We start from the raw sequence: 20,670 nt of genomic DNA on the forward strand, positions 1-20,670 counted from the left end.
AGTTCAGCAAGCCACGATATTCACCGCCAGCCCCCCGCGGGCGGTCTCCTTGTACTTGGTGTGCATGTCCGCCCCGGTCTCGCGCATGGTCTTGATGACCTTGTCGAGGCTGACGTGGTGGGTGCCGTCGCCGTAGAGCGCCATGCGGGCGGCGTTGATGGCCTTGACCGAGGCGATGGCATTGCGCTCGATGCAGGGGATCTGCACCAGCCCGCCCACCGGGTCGCAGGTCAGGCCCAGGTGGTGCTCCATGCCGATCTCGGCGGCGTTCTCGACCTGCGCGGGGCTGCCGCCCATCACCGCGCACAGCCCCGCCGCCGCCATCGAGCACGCCACGCCGACTTCGCCCTGGCAGCCCACCTCGGCGCCGCTGATGCTGGCGTTTTCCTTGTAGAGCAGGCCGATCGCCGCGGCCGTCAGCAGGAAATCGATGACGCCGCGCGTGTCCGCCCCCGGCACGAACCGAACGTAGTAATGCAGCACCGCGGGGATGATCCCGGCCGCACCGTTGGTCGGCGCCGTGACGACCCGCCCGCCCGCCGCGTTTTCCTCGTTGACTGCCAGCGCGTACAGGTTGACCCAGTCGAGCACGACCAGCGGATCGGCCGCTTTGGCGCCCTTTGCGTCCAGCGCGGTCAGCGCCCGTGACAGCGCCGCCGCCCGACGCCGCACCTTGAAGCCGCCCGGCAGCGTGCCCTCGGTGCGGCAACCGCGCTCCACGCAGGCTTGCATCGCCGCCCAGATGCGCAGCAGCCCCGCGTCGGTCTCGGCATCGGTGCGCCAGTAGCGTTCATTGCGGCGCATCACCTCGGCGATGGAGCAGCCGTGCACCTGCGTCAGCGCCAGCAGGTCGGCGCCGCTGTGGAAGGGCAGCGGCAGCACGCTGGTGTCGGGCGCGATCACCTTCTGGCGCTGGCCGTCCGCGGCGACCTGCTCGCTGACGACGAAGCCGCCGCCCACCGAGTAGTACACCCGCTCGGCGAGCACCGTGCCAGCCGCGTCGAAGGCCGAGAAGCGCATGCCGTTGGCGTGCAGCGGCAGGGTCTCGCGGCGGTGGAACATGACATCGCGCACCTCGTCGAAGGCAACCGGGTGCGTGCCATCGAGCAGCACGCGCCGACGCTGGCGCAGACCGTCCAGCAGCCCGGGGATCAGGTCCACGTCCACCGTGTCCGGTTCATGCCCGCCGAGGCCGAGCAGCACGGCGGTGTCGCTGCCGTGGCCCTTGCCGGTGGCGCCCAGCGAGCCATAGAGATCGACCTGGACGCGAGCCACACGGTCGAGCAGCTCCGCGTGCAGCAGCCCCTGCGTGAACAGCCGCGCCGCCCGCATCGGCCCGACCGTGTGGGAACTGGACGGCCCGATGCCGATCTTGAACAGGTCAAAAACACTGACAGCCATGTGAATCTCCGGTGAATCTCAGTTCATCTGCGGTTATCCCCGCTGCCTGTGGATAACGCTGTTCACAAGCGGTGCGAAGTGTTGGCAAGTGCTTGTCGTGCAAGGCATTTTCTTACTCTGCCTCATTTTTAGGCAGACAGCGCAACGGACTTTCTGCACAGGCATCAGTCACGCCCTTCGCGCAGCTGCACCACCTGCACCTGGTTCACCGGCGTGCCCGTGTTGCCCCAGGCGGTGCGCACATGGGTGGTGATGGCGGCGATGTCGGCGTCGTCGAGCACGTGGCCGAAGGGCGGCATGCCGTGCGGGCGCGGGCGGCCGGCGGTGGACGGGCCGTAGCCGCCTTGCAGGATCACGCGCACGAGGTTGGTCGGATCCACCATCGTCACCGCGCGGTTGCCGGCCAGCGCGGGGAAGGCGCCGGGCTGGCCCTCGCCGCGCTCGCCGTGGCAGGTGGCGCAGTGGTCGGTGTAGAGCTTGGCGCCGCGGTCGAGCGTGCGGGCGTCGGCGGGACGCACCCGCGGCGGCTCGGCGGCCGGGCGCACGGGCAGGTCGCGCAGGAACACCGCCATCGCCTGCGCGTCGGCTGGGCTGAGGTGCTGCGTGCTGCGGGCAACGACCTCGGCCATCGGGCCGGTCACGACCGCACCGACGGTCGGCGCCACCCCATCGCGCAGCAGACCCACCACGTCCGCCACCGGCCACGCGCTGACGCTGGCCTCGGCGGCGAGCGTGAGCGCCGGGGCATACCAGCCCTGCCCCGGGATCGGCGCGCCGTCGAAGGCACGGTCAGCGATCGTCGCGCCCATCGCGTTGCGCGCACCGTGGCAGGCGGCGCAGTGGCCCAAGCCGTTGACGAGGTAGGCGCCGCGGTTCCATTCGGCGGATTGCGCGGGCTGTGGCGTGTAGGTGCCGGGCTTGAAATACAGCGCGCGCCAGACCTTCAGCGCCACCTGCGTGTTGTAGGGAAAGTCCAGCGCATTCGGCGTGCTCGGCCGCTCCACCGCCGGCACGCTGCGCAGGAAAGCGAACAGCGCGTCGCTGTCCTCGCGCGTGACCTGCGTGAAATGCGGGTACGGAAACGCCGGGGTCAGCATCCGCCCGTCACGCGAGCGGCCGTGGTGGAGCGCGCGCCAGAAATCGTCGGTGCTCCATTGACCGAGGCCAGTGGTGGCGTGTGGCGTGAGGTTCCCGCCGTAGATGGTGCCGAAGGGCGTGCGCAACGCCTCGCCGCCGGCATAGGGCGGCTCGCCGCGGCGGGTGTGGCAGGCGGCGCAGTTGCCGGCCTGCGCAAGGTAGCGGCCACGGTCGATCGCCGCAGCGTCGGTGGCGACCGGACGCGGGTGGGCGGAAGGCGGCGCATCGGCCGCATCCAGCCACACGATCGCCGCCGCGCCCAGCGCCAGCACACCCACCAGACCGCCCAGGCCCCAATGGAACACGCGCTTCATTGCACACCCCCGCAGTCCATCGGCAGCGGCTGCGCAAGCGCCGAACGCTCCACCGCCTTCGATGGCACCGGCACCGGCTGCGCCGCGAGCCAGGCTGCGACGGCGGTGATGTCGGTGGAGGTGAGCTTCGCGGTGATCTTCGCCATGCAGTCTGGCGCAGCGGCGTGGCGCTGGCCGGTCTTCCAGGCGCCGAGCTGGGAGTTCAGGTAATCGCGCGGCAGCCCGAGCAGCCCCGGAATGGCCGGCGCCACCCCGGTCATCGCCTCGCCGTGGCAGCGGATACAGGCCGGCACCTCCCGCGTAGCGTCGCCCTTCAGCACCAGCGCCTTGCCCTGCGCCAGCACCGCCACTGCCAGCCCCGGCGTGGCCGGCGGCGGATACGGCACCTCCAGCGACGCGAAATGCTCGGCGATCTCGCGCAGGTAGTCGTCGCTCAGGTGGTCGAGCAGGTGCGTCATCGGGCGGTACTGGCGGCGGCCGTCGCGGAAGTTGACGAGCTGTTGGTAGAGGTATCCAGCGGGCTTGCCAGCGATGCGCGGGAAGTAGCCGTCGGGGGTGGCACGGCCCTGCTTGCCATGGCAGGCGGTGCAGGCGGCGACGCGGGTGGTCATGCCGCGGGGGTCGTCGGTCGGGGCGGCGGCCTGTGCAACCGACAGGCCCAGCAGCGCAAGCACGGCCGCGAGTGCGGTTCGGATTCGGGTGGGTAGCATCGTTTTTCGACTATCGATCATCGGATTGATTCGTTCTCCGCCGGAGAGGGGCTGCCTAGCATCCACGCATCCCTCCAGACTGAACGGAACCGCCCGATGCTACGCCGCCAGACCCTGATCGCCGCCGCCCTCGCCTGCACCCTCGGCGCCCCGCTGGCCCACGCCAAGGACATCACGCTGCTCAACGTCTCCTACGACCCGACGCGCGAGCTGTACCAGGACTTCAACAAGGCGTTCGCCGCGCACTGGAAGGCCAAGACCGGCGACACCGTGGCGGTCAAGACCTCGCACGGCGGCTCGGGCAAGCAGGCCCGCTCGGTCATCGACGGGCTGGAAGCCGATGTCGTCACGCTGGCACTCGCCTACGACATCGACGAGATCGGCGACCAGGCGAAGCTGCTGCCCGCCGACTGGCAGAAGCGCCTGCCCCACCACAGCGCGCCCTACACGTCCACCATCGTCTTCCTCGTGCGCAAGGGCAATCCCAAGGGCATCCAGGACTGGGCCGACCTCGCCCGGCCCGGCGTCTCGGTGATCACGCCCAACCCGAAAACCTCGGGCGGTGCGCGCTGGAACTACCTCGCCGCCTGGGGCTGGGCGAAGAAGACGCTCGGCTCGGACGCCAAGGCGCAGGAATACGTGAAGAAGGTGCTCGCCAACGTGCCCGTGCTCGACGCAGGGGCGCGGGGCTCGACCGTGACCTTCGTCGAACGCGGCATCGGCGACGTGCTGCTGGCCTGGGAGAACGAGGCGCTGCTGGCGATCAAGGAACTCGGTCCGGACAAATTCGAGATCGTCGCGCCGCCGCTGTCGATCCTGGCCGAGCCGCCGGTCGCGCTGGTGGACAAGGTGGTGGACAAGAAGGGCACGCGCGCGGCGGCGCAGGGCTATCTGGAGTACCTCTACTCGCCGGTCGGACAGGATCTGGCCGGCCAGCACCACTACCGCCCGATCGACCCAAAGGCGGCGGCGAAGTACGCGGCGCAGTTCCCGAAGGTCACGCTGTTCCGCCTCGACGACGTGTTCGGAAGCTGGCGCGAGGCGCAGAAGGTCCATTTCAGCGATGGTGGCACCTTCGACCAGGTGTTCACGAAACGCTGACACGACGGGGAATCGCCTTCCATGCTGCCACTGTCGCGGGCGCTGCTGCGCCGCCACAGCGTGCTGCCCGGCTTCGACCTCGCGCTGGGCTTCACGCTGCTCTACCTGAGCCTGATCGTGCTGCTGCCGCTGTCAGCGGCGTTCATGAAGACCGCCACGATGACCTGGCCCGCGTTCTGGGACGCGGTCACCTCGCCGCGCGTGCTCGCCTCGTACCAGCTGACCTTCAGCGCGTCGCTGGCCGCCGCGCTGCTCAATGTCGCCTTCGGGTTGGTGATCGCGTGGGTGCTGGTGCGCTACGACTTCCCGGGCAAGCGGCTGGTCGATGCACTGGTGGACCTGCCGTTCGCGCTGCCGACGGCGGTGGCCGGCATCACGCTGACTGCGCTCTACGCCGAGAACGGCTGGATCGGCCAGCACCTGCCCTTCAAGGTCAGCTTCACGCCGCTGGGGGTGTTCGTGGCGCTGCTGTTCATCGGGCTGCCGTTTGTCGTGCGCACGCTGCAGCCGGTGCTCGAGGACCTGTCGCAGGAGTTCGAGGAGGCCGCCGCCACGCTCGGCGCCGACCGCTGGCAGACCTTCCGGCGGGTGATCCTGCCGATCCTGGCTCCGGCGCTGCTGACCGGCTTCGCGCTGGCCTTCGCCCGGGCGCTGGGCGAGTACGGCTCGGTCATCTTCATCGCCGGCAACCTCCCGCTGGTCAGCGAGATCACGCCGCTGATGATCATCAGCAAGCTGGAGCAGCACGACGTGGCCGGCGCGACCGCCATCGCGGTGGTGATGCTGCTGCTGAGCTTCGTGCTACTGCTGGTCATCAACGGATTGCAGGCGTGGACGCGACAGCGCCAAGGACAGTGACCCATGCGGACGACAACACGATCGACCACCGAAGCCCCCTGGGTGCGGCGCACGCTGATCGGCGTGGCGCTGGTTTTCCTGACGCTGTTCCTCTTCATCCCGCTGGCGACCGTCTTCATCGAGGCGTTCAAGAAAGGCTGGGCGGTCTACGCCGCGGCCATCACCGACGACGACGCGCTCTCGGCCATCCAGCTGACGCTGATCGCCGCGGCGGTCTCGGTGCCGCTGAACGTGGTGTTCGGCGTGGCGGCGGCGTGGTGCATCGCCAAGTTCGAGTTCCACGGCAAGAGCGTGCTGCTGACGCTGATCGACCTGCCGTTCTCGGTCAGTCCGGTGGTGTCGGGGCTGATCTACGTGCTGGTGTTCGGGCTGCAGGGCTGGACGGGCGAATGGCTGCGCGACCATGACCTGAAGGTGATCTTCGCCGTGCCGGGCATCGTGCTGGCGACCGTGTTCGTGACCTTTCCCTTCGTGGCGCGCGAGCTGATCCCGCTGATGCAGGCGCAGGGCTGCGAGCAGGAGGAGGCCGCTGTCGTGCTCGGCGCCAGTGGCTGGCAGATGTTCCGGCGCGTGACGCTGCCCAACATCCGGTGGGCGCTGCTGTACGGCGTGATCTTGTGCAATGCGCGGGCGATGGGCGAGTTCGGCGCGGTGTCGGTCGTCTCCGGCCACATCCGGGGGCAGACCAACACGGTGCCGCTGCACATCGAGATTCTCTACAACGAGTACCAGTTCGCGGCGGCATTCGCGGTGGCGTCGCTGCTGGCGGGGCTGGCGCTGGTGACGCTGGGGCTGAAGTACATCGTCGAACAACGGGTGAAGGCGCAGCTCAGCAGCGCCCGCCAGGACAACGGGAGCACCCCAGCATGAGCATCGAAGTCCAGGATCTGAACAAGCGTTTCGGTCGGTTGACCGTCTGTGACCACCTCAACCTGACGATCGGGTCGGGCGAGCTGGTGGCGCTGCTGGGGCCGTCAGGCTCGGGCAAGACGACGCTGCTGCGCATGATCGCGGGGCTGGAGGTGCCGGACTCGGGCCAGGTGCTGTTCCACGGCGAGGACGCCACGCGCACCGACGTGCGGGATCGGCAGGTCGGCTTCGTGTTCCAGCACTACGCACTGTTCCCGCAGATGACGATCTTCGAGAACGTCGCGTTCGGCCTGCGCGTGCGGCCCAAGGCGACGCGGCCGGGCGAGGCGGAGATCCGAGCCAAGGTGACTGAGCTGCTGAAGCTGGTGCAACTCGACTGGCTGGCCGACCGCTACCCGCACCAGCTCTCGGGCGGCCAGCGGCAGCGGATCGCGCTGGCGCGGGCGCTGGCGGTGGAGCCGAAGGTACTGCTGCTGGACGAGCCCTTCGGCGCACTGGACGCCAAGGTGCGCAAGGAACTGCGCCGCTGGCTGCGCCGGCTGCACGACGAGATGCACGTCACCAGCGTCTTCGTCACCCACGACCAGGAGGAGGCGATGGAGGTCGCCGACCGCATCGTGGTAATGAACGAGGGCCGCATCGAGCAGGTCGGCACGCCCGACGAGGTCTACGACCGGCCGGCGACGCCGTTCGTGCTGCAGTTCCTGGGGGATGTGAACCTGTTCCATGGTCGGCGTGACCATGCGCCGGGGCAGCCGGTGGAAGCCAAGGACGTGACCTACGTGCGCCCGCACGAGATCGACATCGTCACCACCGCCGGGCCGGACACCTGGGCGGTGACGCTGGCGCATGTGCTGACGGTGGGGCCGAACACGCGGCTGGAATTCCACCGCGTGGAGGACGAGTCGCTGGTGGACGTGGAGCTGTCGCGCGAGGCGTGGACCGCGCTGCGCGGGCGGCTCGGGCTGCGGCCGGGGAGCGCGGTGCATCTGCGGCCGCGGCGGATCACGCGGTTTCAGGAGGTGGCGGATGATCCGGCGGCGGTGATTTGAAGGTGTCAACAGACACGCCAGCCTTCAGCCACGCAACGTGGTCAGCAGCGTCACCAGCTCGAAGCTGGGCACCGAAGCAATGGCCTTGAACGCCACCGGCTGCTTGCTGTCGTTGCGCAGCCGGCCATCCAGCGAGGCGGCCAGTGTCAGGGCATCGAAGTAGCTGCCGTGGTCATCGCGGTCGAACACCGCGTAGACCTGCTCGAACGCACGCCGCTGGATGTACTTGTGGCGGTCACCATGCTCGAACAGCGCCTGGGCGTACTGCACGACCTGGACCGGCGCTGTGCCGAGTTCGCTGGGCCGCACTTCGACATGGGCGGTCGGCAGGCGGAAGGCCATGCGGATCTCACCGAAGTAATGCGGCTCGGTCTTGCTGCCTTCCGAGACGATCAGGATGCGGTCGTGGCTGGCGCGGCGGCCGTGCTTGCGTTCGAGCTGCTGGCGCTGGCGTTCCTTGGGGGCGTTGTCGCGCGCCATCAGTGCCTCAGCCCCAGCGTAGGATTCAGCAACGGCACACCGCCATAGCGCCCCAGCAGATAACCCCGCTCCAGCGCCTCGTTCTTGCGCGGACTGAATTCGCTCAGTGCCACCAGCGCGGACGCCTGGTCGCGGTCCTTCTCGACCAGCCACACCTGATCGCGCCGGAACAGGTCGGACGCGTCCAGCAACGAGGTGTCGTGCGTGGTGAAGATCAACTGCGCCCCGCCGGTGTTGACCTCGGGTCGGTGGAACAGCCGCACCAGTTCGCGCACCAGCAGGGTGTGCAGGCTGGTGTCGAGTTCATCGATGACCAGCGTTTGTCCCTGGTGCAGGATGTCCAGCACCGGCCCTGCGAGGAACAGCAGGTTGCGCGTGCCATTCGATTCATCCATCAAGTCGAAGACTGCCCGCCCCTGCTCGGTGACGTGCGAGAAACGCAATTGGTGCTCTTCGGTCTCGTCCGACGCATGCCGGGTGACCACTTCGATGTCGGCGATGCTGATGTCTGCCGCACTCAGGAAATCGCAGACCTGCTGGCGGCGCCCGGCCTGGCGGAGCCACTGGATCGAGGTCTGCGGGTTCAGCGGGGTCTGCTCGTCGAGGATCACCAGTCCCTCGGCAAACCAGTCGAACACGGGGCGCAGCGCCTCACTGTTGAGTTGCACCGCCATCGACAGGAACAGCGCATTCGGCCGGGTGGCCCCTTCCCACAGGTGCTTGGTGCCTTTCAAACCGGGGCCGAAGTCATACACGTCCTTGCCAGTGACCGCATCGAAATGGCGCTCGAACCAGCGTTGCGGCTTGAACGCCTTGTAGACCAGCAGGTGCTCGCGGACGATGCGCTGCGATGTCATGGCAAAGCCGTACTGGTAGCGCACGCCATCCAGCAGAAAGGTGACTTCGAATTCGGTGGGTTCGCTGGCGGAGCGGCCGTCGAGCCGGAAGGGCTGCACCGTGAACGGCTGGCCAGGCTGGAGGACGGAGGCCGACTCCATCACCACCCCGCGCATGTGCTGCAGCGCCTTGACGAGGTTGGACTTGCCCCCGGCATTGGCGCCGTACACCACCGCAGTGCGCAGCAGGGCCGGCACTGCCTTGAGGCCGGTGCGCAGGGTGTGGGTGTCCTGCAGCGACGTGTCCTTGGACGCCACCAGACTGAGCACCTGCTCGTCCCGCAGGCTGCGGAAGTTCTTGACGCGGAACTCGACCAGCATGGGATTCACTCGCAAAAACAAAAATATTGCCTGATTATGAATCAGTAGAGCAAAAAATTGATTTACTTTTGCTGCATCGATCCTGACGTCACCTCAAATCTCGAACCGACTCCCCTCCGCACTCGCCATCGCCTGCCCGATCAGCTCGGGCGTCAGCGGCGGCGCGAAGCAGCGGATAAATTCGTAGGCATAGCGCCGCAGGTAGGCGCCGCGGCGCAGCGCCAGCCGGGTCATGTTCGTGGCGAACAGGTGCCGCGCATCGATGGCGCGCAGGCCGGCGTCGCGCGCCTCGTCATACGCGATCGACGCCACCAGCCCGACGCCCATGCCGAGTTCGACATACGTCTTGATCACGTCCGCGTCCATCGCGGCCAGCACCACGTTCGGCACCAGCGCGTGGCGCGCGAACGCCTCGTCGATGTGGCTGCGGCCGGTATAGCCGCCTTCATACGTGATCAGCGGAAACTCGGCCAGCCGCGGCAGCGTCAGCACCACGCCCCGATCAGCCTCCTGCGCCAGCACATGGCCGCGTGGCACGACAACCGCATGCGACCAGCTATAGCAGGGCAGCGCCACCAGCGCCTCATAGCCCGCCAGCGCCTCGGTGGCGATGCCGATGTCCGCCTCGCCGTCGAGGAGCATCTGCGCGACCTGTCGCGGCGAGCCTTGGTGGAGTTGCAGCACCACGTCCGGGTGCGTGGCGCGGAAGTCGCGCACGGCCGGCGGCAGGGCGTAGCGCGCCTGCGAGTGCGTGGCGGCGATGGTGAGCGTGCCGCGGTCTTGCGCGGCGAAGTCGGCGCCGGCCCGCCGGAGGTTGTCCGCCTCGACCAGCAGCCGCTCGACGATCGGCAGCACCACCTCGCCCGGCGGCGTCAGCCCCGTCAGTCGCTTGCCAGCGCGCACGAAGATCTCGACGCCGAGTTCCTCCTCCAGTTCGCGGATCTGGCGGCTCACGCCGGGCTGCGAGGTGTGCAGCACAAGGGCGACTTCGGTAAGGTTGAAGCCTTGGCGGACGGTTTCGCGCACGGAGCGCAGCTGCTGGAAGTTCACCAGGCGATTATTCCGGCGTTCGCTTCATCGGAAAACAAATCAGATCGACTATCCACATGCGGAAAACAACTATCGATGACGGCGGGCGGCGCTATGGTTCAGGCTCGTGCCGCCCTGCCCGCCCCGGATGACCCTGAACGCTGCTGCCACCGTCGTTTCCCTGTCGCCCGTCTCGGCGGATCTCCTCGTCCGGGGTGTGCTGCTGGGGGTGCTCGGCCTGCTCGCTGCCGTGCTGTGGCGGGACCACCGCCATGCGCCGACAGGTCGGACCGGCCGCTGGCTCGCGCTGGGGCTGTGCGGGCAGGTGATCGGCGCAATCCCGTCGTTCGAAGCTGCCGTTCCCGCCCGCTGGCAGGCGCCGCTGGTCGGGGTGTCGGTGGCGAATGCCATGCTGTTCTGGCTGCTGCTGCGGACGCTGTTCGACGACGGGTTCGTGCTGCGCCGTCGGCATGCCGGGTTGTGGGCGGTCGTGGCGGCGCTGGGCAGCCTGCCTTGCCTGCACCTGCTGCCCGAGGCATCGCCCGGCGCGGCGCTGCTGGCCCTGGTGCCACGCGGAATGCCGGTGCTGTGGGCAGTGCTGTCGGCGGGGGTCGTCGCGCTGTCGTGGTCGGGCGATCTGGTGGAGGGCCGACGGCACCTGCGCGGCCTCGTCGCGGGCTGGGGCATCGCGTACACGCTGGGGATGGCGGCGGTGCGGTGGCAATCGCCGGGCGGGCGGCTGTCGGCGCCGGCGGCGCTGGTGGACGTGCTGCTGTTGCTCGCGGTGGTCGTGGTGCTGGCGTGGCACCTGCTGCGCATCGACCTGGGGGCGCTGGGACAGCCAGCCCGCACCGTCAGGCCGGCCACCGCCGCGCCAGTGTTGCCGACCGGGCCAGTGCCCGCCGACGATCCACCACCCGGCCCAGCCACCTCGACTGCACGCCCGACCACCCCCGCGCCGTCCATCGACCCGATCGACGAACGACTGGCCACAGCGCTGGCGCGGCTCATGACGCACGAACGGGCGTTCTGCCTGGAAGACCTGTCCCTGGGCGAACTGGCCCGCCGCCTGGCCGTGCCTGAGTACCGGCTGCGGCGCCACATCAACCAGCGCCTGGGCCACCGCAACTTCAACGCCTTCATCAACCAGTACCGCTTGCAGGAAGCGCGGGCCGCGCTGCAAGACCCCGCCCGGCGGGAAGAATCGATCCTGGGCATCGCGCTGGCCTGCGGCTTCCAGTCGATCGGCCCGTTCAATCGGGCGTTCAAGGCCGACGCCGGCTGCACGCCGACCGAATTCCGGCGCCAGAATCTGGTCGATTCCTGAAATCGACCAATCCAAACTTGTAGCCCGGCCGGTCGGCGCTTCGCCCGGCAGGTTTCGGCCAGACCGGCGCATCCGGTTCCGGCAAGGTGGCGGCCATCCCTGTCACCTGCCCCGGAGTTCCCCATGCCCGTCTCGCCCCGCCGCCTCGGCCGACGCCTGCTGACCGCCAGCCTGGCCCTGCTGTCCCTCGCCGCCCACGCCATCGGCCTGGCCACGCTGCCGGCCACCGCCGAGGATGGCCCCGTCACGCTGCACTACCCGAGCACCGGCACCGAACGCCCGGTCCGGCGCGGCCCGTTCGTCCAGTCCTGGGACGTGGACGGCGGGGTCGCACCCGGCAACGGCCGACTGGTGGTCATCTCGCACGGCTCCGGCGGCGCACCCTGGGTGCATGCCGACCTGGTGCGACGGCTGGTCGAACAGGGGTTCGTCGTGGCCCTGCCGGAGCACCGCGCCGACAACCACCACGACGGCCGCGAACAAGGCCCGCAGAGCTGGACCCGGCGCCCGGCCGAGGTGTCCCGCGCCATCGACGCCGTGGGGCGCGACCCCCGGTTCCAGTCGCTCCGGCTGGACAAGGTCGGCGTCTACGGCATGTCGGCCGGCGGGCACACCGCGCTGACGCTGGCCGGCGGACGCTGGTCCCCGGCGGGCTTCTCGCGGCACTGCGAAGCGCACCTGACCGAGGACTTCCACTTCTGCGTCGGCCTGCACACGCGCCTGAGCGGCAACGTGTTCGACAGCCTCAAGCAGTGGGTGGCGCTGGCCGTGATCCGCCACCGCTACGCCGCCGACGACACGCCGCGCACCGACACCGACCCGCGGGTGGCAGTGGTCGTGGCGGGGGTGCCGGCGGCAGCGGACTTCGATCCGGCGTCGCTGGCCACGCTGTCCGTGCCGACCGGGCTGGTGACGGCCCGCGATGACCGCTGGCTGTCGCCCCGCTTCCACAGCGACCGGGTGCTGTCACTGTGTGCGGCGTGTGCGCATCTGGCCGATCTGCCCAAGGGCGGGCATGGTGCGCTGCTGTCGCCGCTGCCGCCGCATTTCACGGGGCTGCTGGGTGATCTGCTCAACGACCCGGCCGGGTTCGATCGACAGGATCTGATGGCGATCGATCAGAGGATCGGGGCGTTCCTGGCGCGGCACCTCCTGGGCGAGTGAGGCCCCTTGCCCGCTCTGGCACACTGAAACCCATGTCCACCGCGCCGACCACCCGCCCCGAGTCCCTCACCATCGCCTGCCTGTGCGCGGGCTGGTGCGTCGCCTGCCAGGCTTACGTCGCCACCTTCGCGCAGGTCGCGCAGGCGCACCCGGACGTGCGCTTCGCCTGGATCGACATCGAGGACCACAGCGACGCCCTCGGCGACGAGGCGCTGGACATCGAGAACTTCCCGACCCTGCTGGTATTGAAGGGCGGGCAGGATCAGCGACCGCTGTTCCTCGGCACCGTGATGCCGCACGTGGGCACGCTGGAGCGCATGGTGCAGGCCGCACAGGCCGGGTCGATGGACGGCGCCACAGTGCGCACGGCACTGGCGGGGCCGGTCACCGCGCTGGCCGCGGCGCACCGGGTTCAGGGTGTGGTCACACCCGCGCCGTAACGCACGCTCAGCGACACCGTCGACGGCTGCGGCGGCAGGCCGGCAAGGTGGGTGTCGTCGGCCCAGACCTCGATCTCGACCCGCCCGGGGCTGTGCCAGCGCAGGCGGTTGATGCCCGCATTCGGAATCGCGCATTGCCGCGCACTCGACAGCGACTGGCCCTGCACCGTGCGCCAGACCATGTCCAGCACGCCGCCGTGCGTCACCACCAGCACGCGCTGGCCGACATGCGCCGCCGCCAGTGCGTCGAGCGCCGACCAGACCCGCGCATGGAAGTCCCGCACGCTCTCGCCGCCGCCGGGCAGCGCGAAATCAGCGTCATGGCGCACCCACTGCGTCCACAGGTCCGGGTGCTGGTCCAGCACGTCGCCGACTTCCAGCCCCTCGAACACCCCGAACGCCTGCTCGCGCCAGCGGGCATCCGGCCGCATCGCCAGGTTCAGCCGTTGCGCGATCGGCGCGGCAGTGGCCCTCGCCCGCGACAGGTCACTCACCACGCCGACATCGACGTGTTCACCCGCCAGCCGCTCGGCCAGCCGCTCCGCCTGCAGCAGCCCGGTGGCGTTGAGCGGCACGTCCATCTGCCCCTGAAAGCGGTGAACGCGGTTCGAGTCAGTTTCTCCGTGACGGATGAGGGTGAGGTGCGCCATGCGGTCGAGTATGCGCCGGGGTGGTGCTGCTATATTCCCGCCGACCCGCACCGACCCCGTGCGTTTTGTTGATGTTTTTTTGATTTTCCCCACCGAGAACCGATCATGGCCGACGCAACCGACACGTTCGACACGCAAGAACAACCCGTGTTCCAGATCCAGCGCGTGTACCTGAAAGACCTGTCGCTCGAACAGCCGAACTCGCCGCAGATCCTGATCGAACAGGGCCAGCCCGCCGTGGACATCAACCTCGGCGTCGAGGTCGGCCCCGTGGCCGAGGGCATCTACGAAGTCTGCGTGACCGCCACCGTCACCACCAAGCTCGGCGACCGCACCCTGTTCCTGTGCGAAGCCAAGGAAGCCGGCATCTTCGAGATCCGCAACATCGACCCCGAGCAGATGCAGCCGATCCTGGGCATCGCCTGCCCCGGCATCGTCTATCCGTACCTGCGCGCCGTGGTGGCCGACACGATCACCCGCGCCGGCTTCCCGCCGGTGCACCTGGCCGAAGTCAACTTCCAGGCCATGTACGAAGCGCAGCAGCAGCAAGGCCAGCAGGCACTCAATAGCTGATCGCTGACTTGGTTCGCGCGATGCAGATCACGGTGCTCGGCGCCGGTGCCTGGGGCACCGCGCTGGCGGCACAGGCCGCCACCCGCCATCCCACGGTCCTCTGGGCCCGTGACGACCGCCAGGCCCGCGACATCGCGGCCTCGCGGTGCAACGCGCGCTACCTGCCCGGTGTGGCCTTGCCGGCTGCACTGGCACTCACCTCGGATTTTTCCGGCGCCGTCGCCCATGCCGGGCTGGCGGGGCTGGTCATTGTGGCCACGCCCACGGCCGCGCTACGCGAGATGCTGCAGCGCCTGCCGGACGGCACCGCCACGCTCTGGCTCAGCAAGGGTTTCGAAGCCGGCACCGGTTTGCTCGGGCACGAGATCGCCCGACAAGCGGCGCCCGGTCTGCGTGCCGGTGTGCTGAGCGGACCGAGCTTCGCGCTTGAAGTCGCCCGTGGCCAGCCGACCGCGCTCGTCGCCGCCAGCCAGGACGCCGCGTTGCGCCAGGCCGCGGTGGACGCGCTGCACGGCCCGACGCTGCGCGTCTATTCCTCCACCGACCCGATCGGCGTCGAGGTCGGCGGCGCGGTGAAGAACGTGCTGGCGATCGCCACCGGCATGGCCGATGGGCTGGCGCTCGGCCTGAACGCCCGCGCTGCGCTGATCACCCGCGGGCTGGCCGAGATGACCCGGCTCGGGCTGGCGCTGGGTGCGCAGGTCGAGACCTTCATGGGGCTGTCGGGTCTGGGCGATCTGGTGCTGACCGCCACCGGCGACCTCTCGCGCAACCGCCGCGTCGGCCTGCAACTCGCCGACGGCAAGACGCTGGCCCGCATCCTCGAAGACCTCGGCCATGTGTCGGAGGGCGTCTACAGCGCCCGCACCGTGCTCGACCGGGCACAGGCGCTGGGCGTGGACATGCCGATCACGCGCGCCGTGGTGTCGGTGCTGGAGGGTGAACTCACGCCACAGCAGGCCGTGCGGTCGCTGATGCAGCGCGGCGCCCGTGCCGAAATCTGAACCAGCTCAGACCGCGCCGGCGTAGCCGTTCTGGCGCCAGGCCTCGAACACCGTCACCGCCACCGCATTGCTCAGGTTGAGGCTGCGCTGCTCCGGCCGCATCGGCAGCCGCACGCGCTGCGTGTCCGCAAAGGTGTCGCGCAGCGCGGGCGGCAGGCCGCTCGTCTCGCAACCGAACACCAGCCAGTCGCCCGGCTGCCAGGCCACCTCGGCAAAGGGCCGGCTGCCGCGGGTGGTCAGCGCGAACATCCGCGTCCGGTCCGGCGTGCAGTCGGTGATCAGCGCCTCCCACGACGCGTGGCGGCGCACTGGCGCGTACTCGTGGTAATCCAGCCCGGCACGGCGCAGCAGCTTGTCGTCCATCGAGAAGCCGAGCGGCTCGACCAGGTGCAGCGCGCAGCCGGTGTTGGCCGCCAGCCGGATCACGTTGCCGGTGTTGGGCGGAATTTCGGGGTGGACGAGGACGATGCGGAACATGGCGCGGTGCAGCGAAACAGCGGGCGGTCAGGGGGCCGCATCATCGCTCACCGTGCGCGCGAGCACCCAGGTCTGCACATGGACCACCCCGGCGCGGCGCAGGGTCGCGGCCAATTCCTGCGCGGTGGAACCGGTGGTCATCACGTCATCGAGGATCGCCACCGAGCGTCCCGGCAGCCCGGCCCTCCCGGCGGCCGGCACCGCGAACGCGCCGCGCAGGTTGTGCATCCGGGCCTCACGGTCGAGGCCGGTCTGGTGCGGTGTGTCCAGCACCCGCTCGACCCAGCGGGCCTGGGCCGCAATGCCCAGCGCCGGACCGACCCGCCGTGCAAGCTCCCACGCCTGGTTGTAGCCACGCTCGCGCTGCCGGGCGTCGGACAGCGGCACAGGCAGCAGCACGTCCGGCTGCACGAACCCGGGTTGGGCTGCAGCGGTCTGCAGCGCCTCGGTCATCCGCTCGGCCAGCGGCCCGGCCAGCTCGCAGGCACCACCAAACTTGAAGCGCGTGACCAACCCGTCCCAGGGATAGGCATAGTCGAGTGCGGCCAGCGCATGGTCGAAGGCCGGCGGGCGCAGGATGCAGCGTCGGCAGACCTCGTTCAGACCCACCAGCGACACCGCACAGCAGCGGCAGCGGTGGCCGATCGGGCGAAACCGGCGCCGACAGGCGCTGCAGACCGCGTCGCGCTGCCAGGAGGTGCAGATGTGGCAGGCAGTGCCGGGTGTCCAGCGCCATGCTGCCGCGAAGGTACGCAGGGTCATGTCCGACTGACTATACAGTTCCACCACCATGGCCGAACCCTCCCCCACCGCCTCCCAGAACCAGCGCCCGCCCCGGATCGACCCGGCCGCGCTGCAACGCCACCTCCGGCAGTCCGTCGGCCGTGCCGCACCTTGGTTGCACGAGGAAATCGCTCGCCGCATGGCGGAGCGCCTGTCGCTGGTCCGCCGCCAGCCAGCCCGGGTGATCGACTGGTGGAGCCCCACCTCGGGCAGCACCGAGCTGTTGAAGACGCAGTACCCGCAGGCCCGCATCCTGCGGTACGGTTGTGACGATCTTCCGCTGCCGGAACAGCCAGGCAGCGGGACCGGCCCACGCTGGTGGCAGCGCCTCACGGGCCAGTCCGCTCCCTCCGAGGCCTCCGCCACGCCACCGACGGCCGAGCTGCTGTGGGCCAACATGATGCTGCACTGGGTCGATGACCTGCCGGCGCTGCTGCCACGCTGGCACGCAGCGCTGGAGGTGGACGGCTTCCTGATGTTCTCGTGCTTCGGACCCGACACGCTCAAGGAGCTGCGCGCGGTCTATGCCGAACTCGGCTGGGGTCCGCCGGGCAGCGCCTGGATCGACATGCACGACCTCGGCGACGAGCTGGTCCATGCCGGTTTTGCCGATCCCGTCATGGACATGGAGCGCCTGACGCTGACATGGGACAGCCCGCAGGCACTGCTGGCCGAGCTGCGCCTGCTCGGGCGCAACACCGCCAGTGCGCGTCAACCCGGATTGCGGGGCCGAAACTGGCACCGCAAACTTGACGAGGCGCTGACACGGCACCTCGCCGGCGCCGACGGGCGGCTGCACCTGGGCTTCGAGATCGTCTACGGACATGCGTTCCGCCCGGTCACCCGGGCGCGGATGCAGGCGCAGACCGAGATTTCGCTCGGTGCCATGCGTGAAATGACGCGCCAGCGCAACCCCGGGCGCACCGACTGAGTGCGGTACTGCCGTCATGGAGCGCGAAACATTGCCCCGCATTGATATCAGCGCCTAAAATTCGCAGCCTGTCCGATAGCCTCGGCAATGATCCGAATCAAAAAACATCCGGATCGTTGCTGACGGTCATCAACCCCCCACCCACTGGTTTTCTACTTCGGTCGTCCGGATGCTTCTGGATGGCGGAATAGCGCTGGTGGTGCATGTTTGCAGACAGTCAAGACACTATGTCCGCGGCGGCCTGCTGGCCAGCCGATCTGGTAGAGAAAGAGAGCGCAGATGATGATGAAGAAAGCTCTGTGGCGCCATGCGAGCCAGTGGAGTCTGGCTGCATGTGCTTCCATGGCAACGACCGTGGCACTGGCAGTGAACGATCTGCCGGGTGGTCCGGGCGTTCGCCAACTGGACTTCCACACACCCGCCACACAGATCGCCATCGAACAGCACTGGCTGCATGTGGTGATGATGGTCATCTGCAGCGTGATTTGCCTGGCCGTGTTCGGCGTGATGTTCTATTCGATCATCAAGCACCGCAAGTCCAAGGGCCACAAGCCCGCGAACTTCCACGAAAGCATCGCGGTCGAGATCGCCTGGACCATCGTGCCCTTCGTCATCGTCATCGGCATGGGCGCCATGGCGACCAAGACGGTCGTGGCGATGAAGGACACCACCAACGCCGACGTGACCATCAAGGCCACCGGCTACCAGTGGAAGTGGGGCTACGATTACCTGAAGGGCGAGGGCGAGGGCATCAACTTCCTGCAGACGCTCGACACCACCCAGCGCGCCATGTCCGACGCGGGCAAGCCCGAGGGCGACAACTACCTGCTGAAGGTGGACAACCCCCTGGTCGTCCCGGTCGGCAAGAAGATCCGCATCATCACGACGGCCAATGACGTCATCCACGCGTGGATGATCCCGGCCTTCGGCGTCAAGCAGGATGCGATCCCCGGTTTCGTGCGCGACACCTGGTTCCGCGCAGACCGCACGGGTGACTTCTACGGCCAGTGTGCCGAGCTGTGCGGCAAGGAACACGCCTACATGCCGATCCACGTCAAGGTCGTGACCGACGCGGAATACACCACCTGGGTCGCTGGCGAGAAGAAGAAGCTGGCGGCGCTGGCGGACGATCCGACCAAGGAATGGAAGCTGCCAGAACTGATCGCCCGCGGCGAGAAGGTCTACGCCAACAACTGCGCTGCCTGTCACCAGGCCAACGGCAAGGGCGGCGGTCCGATCAAGGCACTCGACGCTTCGCCGGTCGTGCTCGACGCCGACAAGGGCAAGCAGATCGCGGTGCTGCTGCATGGCCAGAACAACGGTGCGATGCCATCGTGGAAGCAGTTGTCGGACACCGACATCGCCGCCGTGATCACGTTCACCAAGAACAGCTGGTCCAACAAGACCGAGCAGATCGTCCAGCCGGCCGAAGTGGTCGCTGCCCGCAAGTAACCACGACAACATTCCAGAGGATCACTACCCATGAGCGCAGTTCTCCATCCGGGTGGTCACGGTCACGGGCATGACGACCATGCCCATGACGACCACCACGCTCCCCACGGCTGGCGTCGCTGGGTCTACGCGACCAACCACAAGGACATCGGGACGCTGTACCTGCTGTTCGCCTTCACGATGCTGATGATCGGCGGCGTGCTGGCCCTGCTGATCCGCCTGGAGCTGTTCCAGCCGGGCCTGCAGTTCGTCAATCCCGAGCTGTTCAACCAGTTCACCACGATGCACGGGCTGATCATGGTGTTCGGCGCGATCATGCCGGCCTTCGTCGGCTTCGCGAACTGGATGATCCCGCTGCAGATCGGTGCCGCGGACATGGCCTTCGCGCGCATGAACAACTTCAGCTTCTGGCTGATGATTCCTGCCGCGCTGATGCTGGTGTCGAGCTTCTTCATGCCCGGTGGCGCCCCCGCCGCCGGCTGGACGCTCTACGCCCCGCTGACGCTGCAGATGGGCCCGTCCATGGATGCCGGCATCTTCGCGATGCACATCCTGGGCGCCTCGTCGATCATGGGCTCGATCAACATCGTCGTCACCATCCTCAACATGCGCGCTCCGGGCATGACGCTGATGAAGATGCCGATGTTCGTCTGGACCTGGCTGATCACCGCCTACCTGCTGATCGCGGTCATGCCCGTGCTGGCCGGCGCGATCACCATGACGCTGACGGACCGCCACTTCGGCACCAGCTTCTTCAACCCCGCCGGCGGCGGTGACCCGGTGATGTACCAGCACGTGTTCTGGTTCTTCGGTCACCCCGAGGTCTACATCATGATCCTGCCGGCCTTCGGCATCGTGAGCCAGATCATCCCGGCCTTCGCCCGCAAGAAGCTGTTCGGCTACGCCTCGATGGTGTACGCGACCGCCTCCATCGCCATCCTGTCGTTCATCGTGTGGGCCCACCACATGTACACGACCGGCATGCCGCTGACGGGCCAGCTGTTCTTCATGTACGCGACGATGCTGATCTCGGTGCCGACCGGCGTGAAGGTGTTCAACTGGATCGCGACGATGTGGCGCGGCTCGATGACCTTCGAGACCCCGATGCTGTGGGCCGTGGGCTTCATCTTCGTGTTCACGATGGGCGGCTTCACGGGTCTCATCCTCTCGATGGCCCCGATCGACATCAACCTGCAGGACACCTACTACGTCGTGGCGCACTTCCACTACGTGCTGGTGGCGGGTTCGCTGTTCGGCATGTTCGCGGGCGTGTACTACTGGGGCCCGAAGTGGACCGGCACGATGTACAAGGAAGGCCGCGGCAAGTTCCACTTCTGGGGCTCGCTGGTGACCTTCAACATCACCTTCTTCCCGATGCACTTCCTGGGCATGGCCGGCATGCCGCGCCGCTACGCCGACTACCCGCTGCAGTTCGCCGACTTCAACATGGTCGCGTCGATCGGTGCGCTGGGCTTCGGTCTGATGCAGGTCTACTTCTTCCTGTTCGTCGCGCTGCCGATGATGCGCGGCCAGGGCGAGAAGGCCCCGCAGCGGCCATGGGAAGGCGCTGAAGGTCTGGAGTGGGAAGTGCCGTCGCCGGCCCCGTTCCACACCTTCGAGACGCCGCCGACGCTGGATGCAACCGCCACCAAGGTGCTGAAGTTCTGATCGTTTTCATCTGAACACCAAGGACAACCTGC

21 protein-coding genes are annotated in these 20,670 nt (G+C 68.4%); 12 read left to right on the top strand and 9 right to left on the bottom strand.

What is annotated here, in order from left to right; all coding sequences use genetic code 11:
- Window positions 1–3: 3 nt before the first annotated feature.
- The 3 genes from RMP06_RS15715 to RMP06_RS15725 all read right to left on the bottom strand — a co-directional run bounded on the left by RMP06_RS15715 (window position 4) and on the right by RMP06_RS15725 (window position 3,562).
- Window positions 4–1,401: an L-serine ammonia-lyase gene (locus tag RMP06_RS15715; protein ID WP_310462732.1), complete on the bottom strand. Its 1,398-nt coding sequence runs from the start codon at window positions 1,399–1,401 to the stop codon at window positions 4–6.
- Window positions 1,402–1,565: 164 nt separating this feature from the next.
- Window positions 1,566–2,852, bottom strand: a complete 1,287-nt coding sequence (locus tag RMP06_RS15720) for a c-type cytochrome (protein ID WP_310462733.1) — start codon at window positions 2,850–2,852, stop codon at window positions 1,566–1,568.
- Window positions 2,849–3,562, bottom strand: coding sequence for a c-type cytochrome (locus RMP06_RS15725; RefSeq protein WP_310462734.1), 714 nt, complete (start codon window positions 3,560–3,562; stop codon window positions 2,849–2,851). The genes RMP06_RS15720 and RMP06_RS15725 overlap by 4 nt, the downstream gene beginning before the upstream one ends.
- 96 nt (window positions 3,563–3,658) lie before the next feature.
- On the opposite strand from RMP06_RS15725, the gene RMP06_RS15730 reads away from it, so the two are divergent.
- The 4 genes from RMP06_RS15730 to RMP06_RS15745 are packed head-to-tail and all read left to right on the top strand — an operon-like array spanning window position 3,659 to window position 7,443.
- Window positions 3,659–4,663 (top strand): sulfate ABC transporter substrate-binding protein, encoded by a 1,005-nt coding sequence (locus RMP06_RS15730; protein WP_310462735.1) that lies wholly within the window; start codon window positions 3,659–3,661, stop codon window positions 4,661–4,663.
- A 21-nt stretch (window positions 4,664–4,684) separates the two neighbouring features.
- Complete coding sequence (gene cysT, locus RMP06_RS15735; RefSeq protein WP_310462736.1) at window positions 4,685–5,521, top strand: sulfate ABC transporter permease subunit CysT; 837 nt, start codon at window positions 4,685–4,687, stop codon at window positions 5,519–5,521.
- Window positions 5,522–5,524: 3 nt separating this feature from the next.
- The gene (gene cysW, locus RMP06_RS15740) at window positions 5,525–6,391 is read left to right on the top strand and encodes a sulfate ABC transporter permease subunit CysW (protein ID WP_310462737.1); all 867 of its coding nucleotides are present in this window, start codon (window positions 5,525–5,527) and stop codon (window positions 6,389–6,391) included.
- A complete protein-coding gene (locus RMP06_RS15745; protein ID WP_310462738.1) occupies window positions 6,388–7,443 on the top strand; it encodes a sulfate/molybdate ABC transporter ATP-binding protein in 1,056 nt (351 codons plus the stop codon). The genes cysW and RMP06_RS15745 overlap by 4 nt, the downstream gene beginning before the upstream one ends.
- A 24-nt stretch (window positions 7,444–7,467) precedes the next feature.
- On the opposite strand, the gene RMP06_RS15750 is transcribed toward RMP06_RS15745, so the two are convergent.
- The 3 genes from RMP06_RS15750 to RMP06_RS15760 all read right to left on the bottom strand — a co-directional run bounded on the left by RMP06_RS15750 (window position 7,468) and on the right by RMP06_RS15760 (window position 10,190).
- Window positions 7,468–7,923, bottom strand: coding sequence for an RloB family protein (locus RMP06_RS15750; RefSeq protein WP_310462739.1), 456 nt, complete (start codon window positions 7,921–7,923; stop codon window positions 7,468–7,470).
- Entirely contained in the window at window positions 7,923–9,140 is a 1,218-nt protein-coding gene (locus RMP06_RS15755; protein ID WP_310462740.1) for an AAA family ATPase, read from the bottom strand. The genes RMP06_RS15750 and RMP06_RS15755 overlap by 1 nt, the downstream gene beginning before the upstream one ends.
- A gap of 93 nt (window positions 9,141–9,233) precedes the next feature.
- Window positions 9,234–10,190, bottom strand: a complete 957-nt coding sequence (locus RMP06_RS15760) for a CysB family HTH-type transcriptional regulator (protein ID WP_310462741.1) — start codon at window positions 10,188–10,190, stop codon at window positions 9,234–9,236.
- 127 nt (window positions 10,191–10,317) lie between these two features.
- Between RMP06_RS15760 and RMP06_RS15765 the strand changes: the two genes are divergently transcribed.
- The 3 genes from RMP06_RS15765 to RMP06_RS15775 all read left to right on the top strand — a co-directional run bounded on the left by RMP06_RS15765 (window position 10,318) and on the right by RMP06_RS15775 (window position 13,100).
- Window positions 10,318–11,496, top strand: coding sequence for a helix-turn-helix domain-containing protein (locus RMP06_RS15765; RefSeq protein WP_310462742.1), 1,179 nt, complete (start codon window positions 10,318–10,320; stop codon window positions 11,494–11,496).
- Window positions 11,497–11,619: 123 nt separating this feature from the next.
- Window positions 11,620–12,660, top strand: coding sequence for an alpha/beta hydrolase family protein (locus RMP06_RS15770; protein ID WP_310462743.1), 1,041 nt, complete (start codon window positions 11,620–11,622; stop codon window positions 12,658–12,660).
- Window positions 12,661–12,692: 32 nt separating this feature from the next.
- Entirely contained in the window at window positions 12,693–13,100 is a 408-nt protein-coding gene (locus tag RMP06_RS15775; protein WP_310462744.1) for a thioredoxin family protein, read from the top strand.
- Here the strand turns inward: RMP06_RS15775 and RMP06_RS15780 are convergent.
- Window positions 13,073–13,750 carry a histidine phosphatase family protein gene (locus tag RMP06_RS15780; protein ID WP_310462745.1) on the bottom strand — a complete coding sequence of 226 codons (678 nt, stop codon included), beginning with the start codon at window positions 13,748–13,750 and terminating at the stop codon, window positions 13,073–13,075. The genes RMP06_RS15775 and RMP06_RS15780 overlap by 28 nt on opposite strands.
- Before the next feature lie 105 nt (window positions 13,751–13,855).
- Between RMP06_RS15780 and secB the strand changes: the two genes are divergently transcribed.
- Window positions 13,856–14,323 (top strand): protein-export chaperone SecB, encoded by a 468-nt coding sequence (gene secB, locus RMP06_RS15785; RefSeq protein WP_310462746.1) that lies wholly within the window; start codon window positions 13,856–13,858, stop codon window positions 14,321–14,323.
- Window positions 14,324–14,343: 20 nt separating this feature from the next.
- Entirely contained in the window at window positions 14,344–15,327 is a 984-nt protein-coding gene (locus tag RMP06_RS15790; RefSeq protein WP_310462807.1) for an NAD(P)H-dependent glycerol-3-phosphate dehydrogenase, read from the top strand.
- A gap of 6 nt (window positions 15,328–15,333) precedes the next feature.
- Here RMP06_RS15790 and trmL read toward each other — a convergent pair whose 3' ends face one another.
- Together trmL and RMP06_RS15800 are read right to left on the bottom strand one after the other, a co-directional pair.
- Window positions 15,334–15,804, bottom strand: a complete 471-nt coding sequence (gene trmL / locus RMP06_RS15795; RefSeq protein ID WP_310462747.1) for a tRNA (uridine(34)/cytosine(34)/5-carboxymethylaminomethyluridine(34)-2'-O)-methyltransferase TrmL — start codon at window positions 15,802–15,804, stop codon at window positions 15,334–15,336.
- Window positions 15,805–15,831: 27 nt separating this feature from the next.
- Window positions 15,832–16,566, bottom strand: coding sequence for a ComF family protein (locus RMP06_RS15800; RefSeq protein WP_310462748.1), 735 nt, complete (start codon window positions 16,564–16,566; stop codon window positions 15,832–15,834).
- Window positions 16,567–16,594: 28 nt separating this feature from the next.
- Between RMP06_RS15800 and RMP06_RS15805 the strand changes: the two genes are divergently transcribed.
- The 3 genes from RMP06_RS15805 to ctaD all read left to right on the top strand — a co-directional run bounded on the left by RMP06_RS15805 (window position 16,595) and on the right by ctaD (window position 20,638).
- Complete coding sequence (locus RMP06_RS15805) at window positions 16,595–17,518, top strand: methyltransferase domain-containing protein (protein ID WP_310462749.1); 924 nt, start codon at window positions 16,595–16,597, stop codon at window positions 17,516–17,518.
- Window positions 17,519–17,860: 342 nt separating this feature from the next.
- Complete coding sequence (coxB, locus tag RMP06_RS15810; protein WP_310462750.1) at window positions 17,861–18,970, top strand: cytochrome c oxidase subunit II; 1,110 nt, start codon at window positions 17,861–17,863, stop codon at window positions 18,968–18,970.
- A 30-nt stretch (window positions 18,971–19,000) separates the two neighbouring features.
- The gene (ctaD, locus tag RMP06_RS15815; RefSeq protein WP_310462751.1) at window positions 19,001–20,638 is read left to right on the top strand and encodes a cytochrome c oxidase subunit I; all 1,638 of its coding nucleotides are present in this window, start codon (window positions 19,001–19,003) and stop codon (window positions 20,636–20,638) included.
- The last annotated feature ends 32 nt before the right edge of the window (window positions 20,639–20,670 follow it).

Origin of the sequence: Sphaerotilus sp., from assembly GCF_031429695.1 — a bacterium.
Lineage (GTDB): Bacteria > Pseudomonadota > Gammaproteobacteria > Burkholderiales > Burkholderiaceae_C > Sphaerotilus.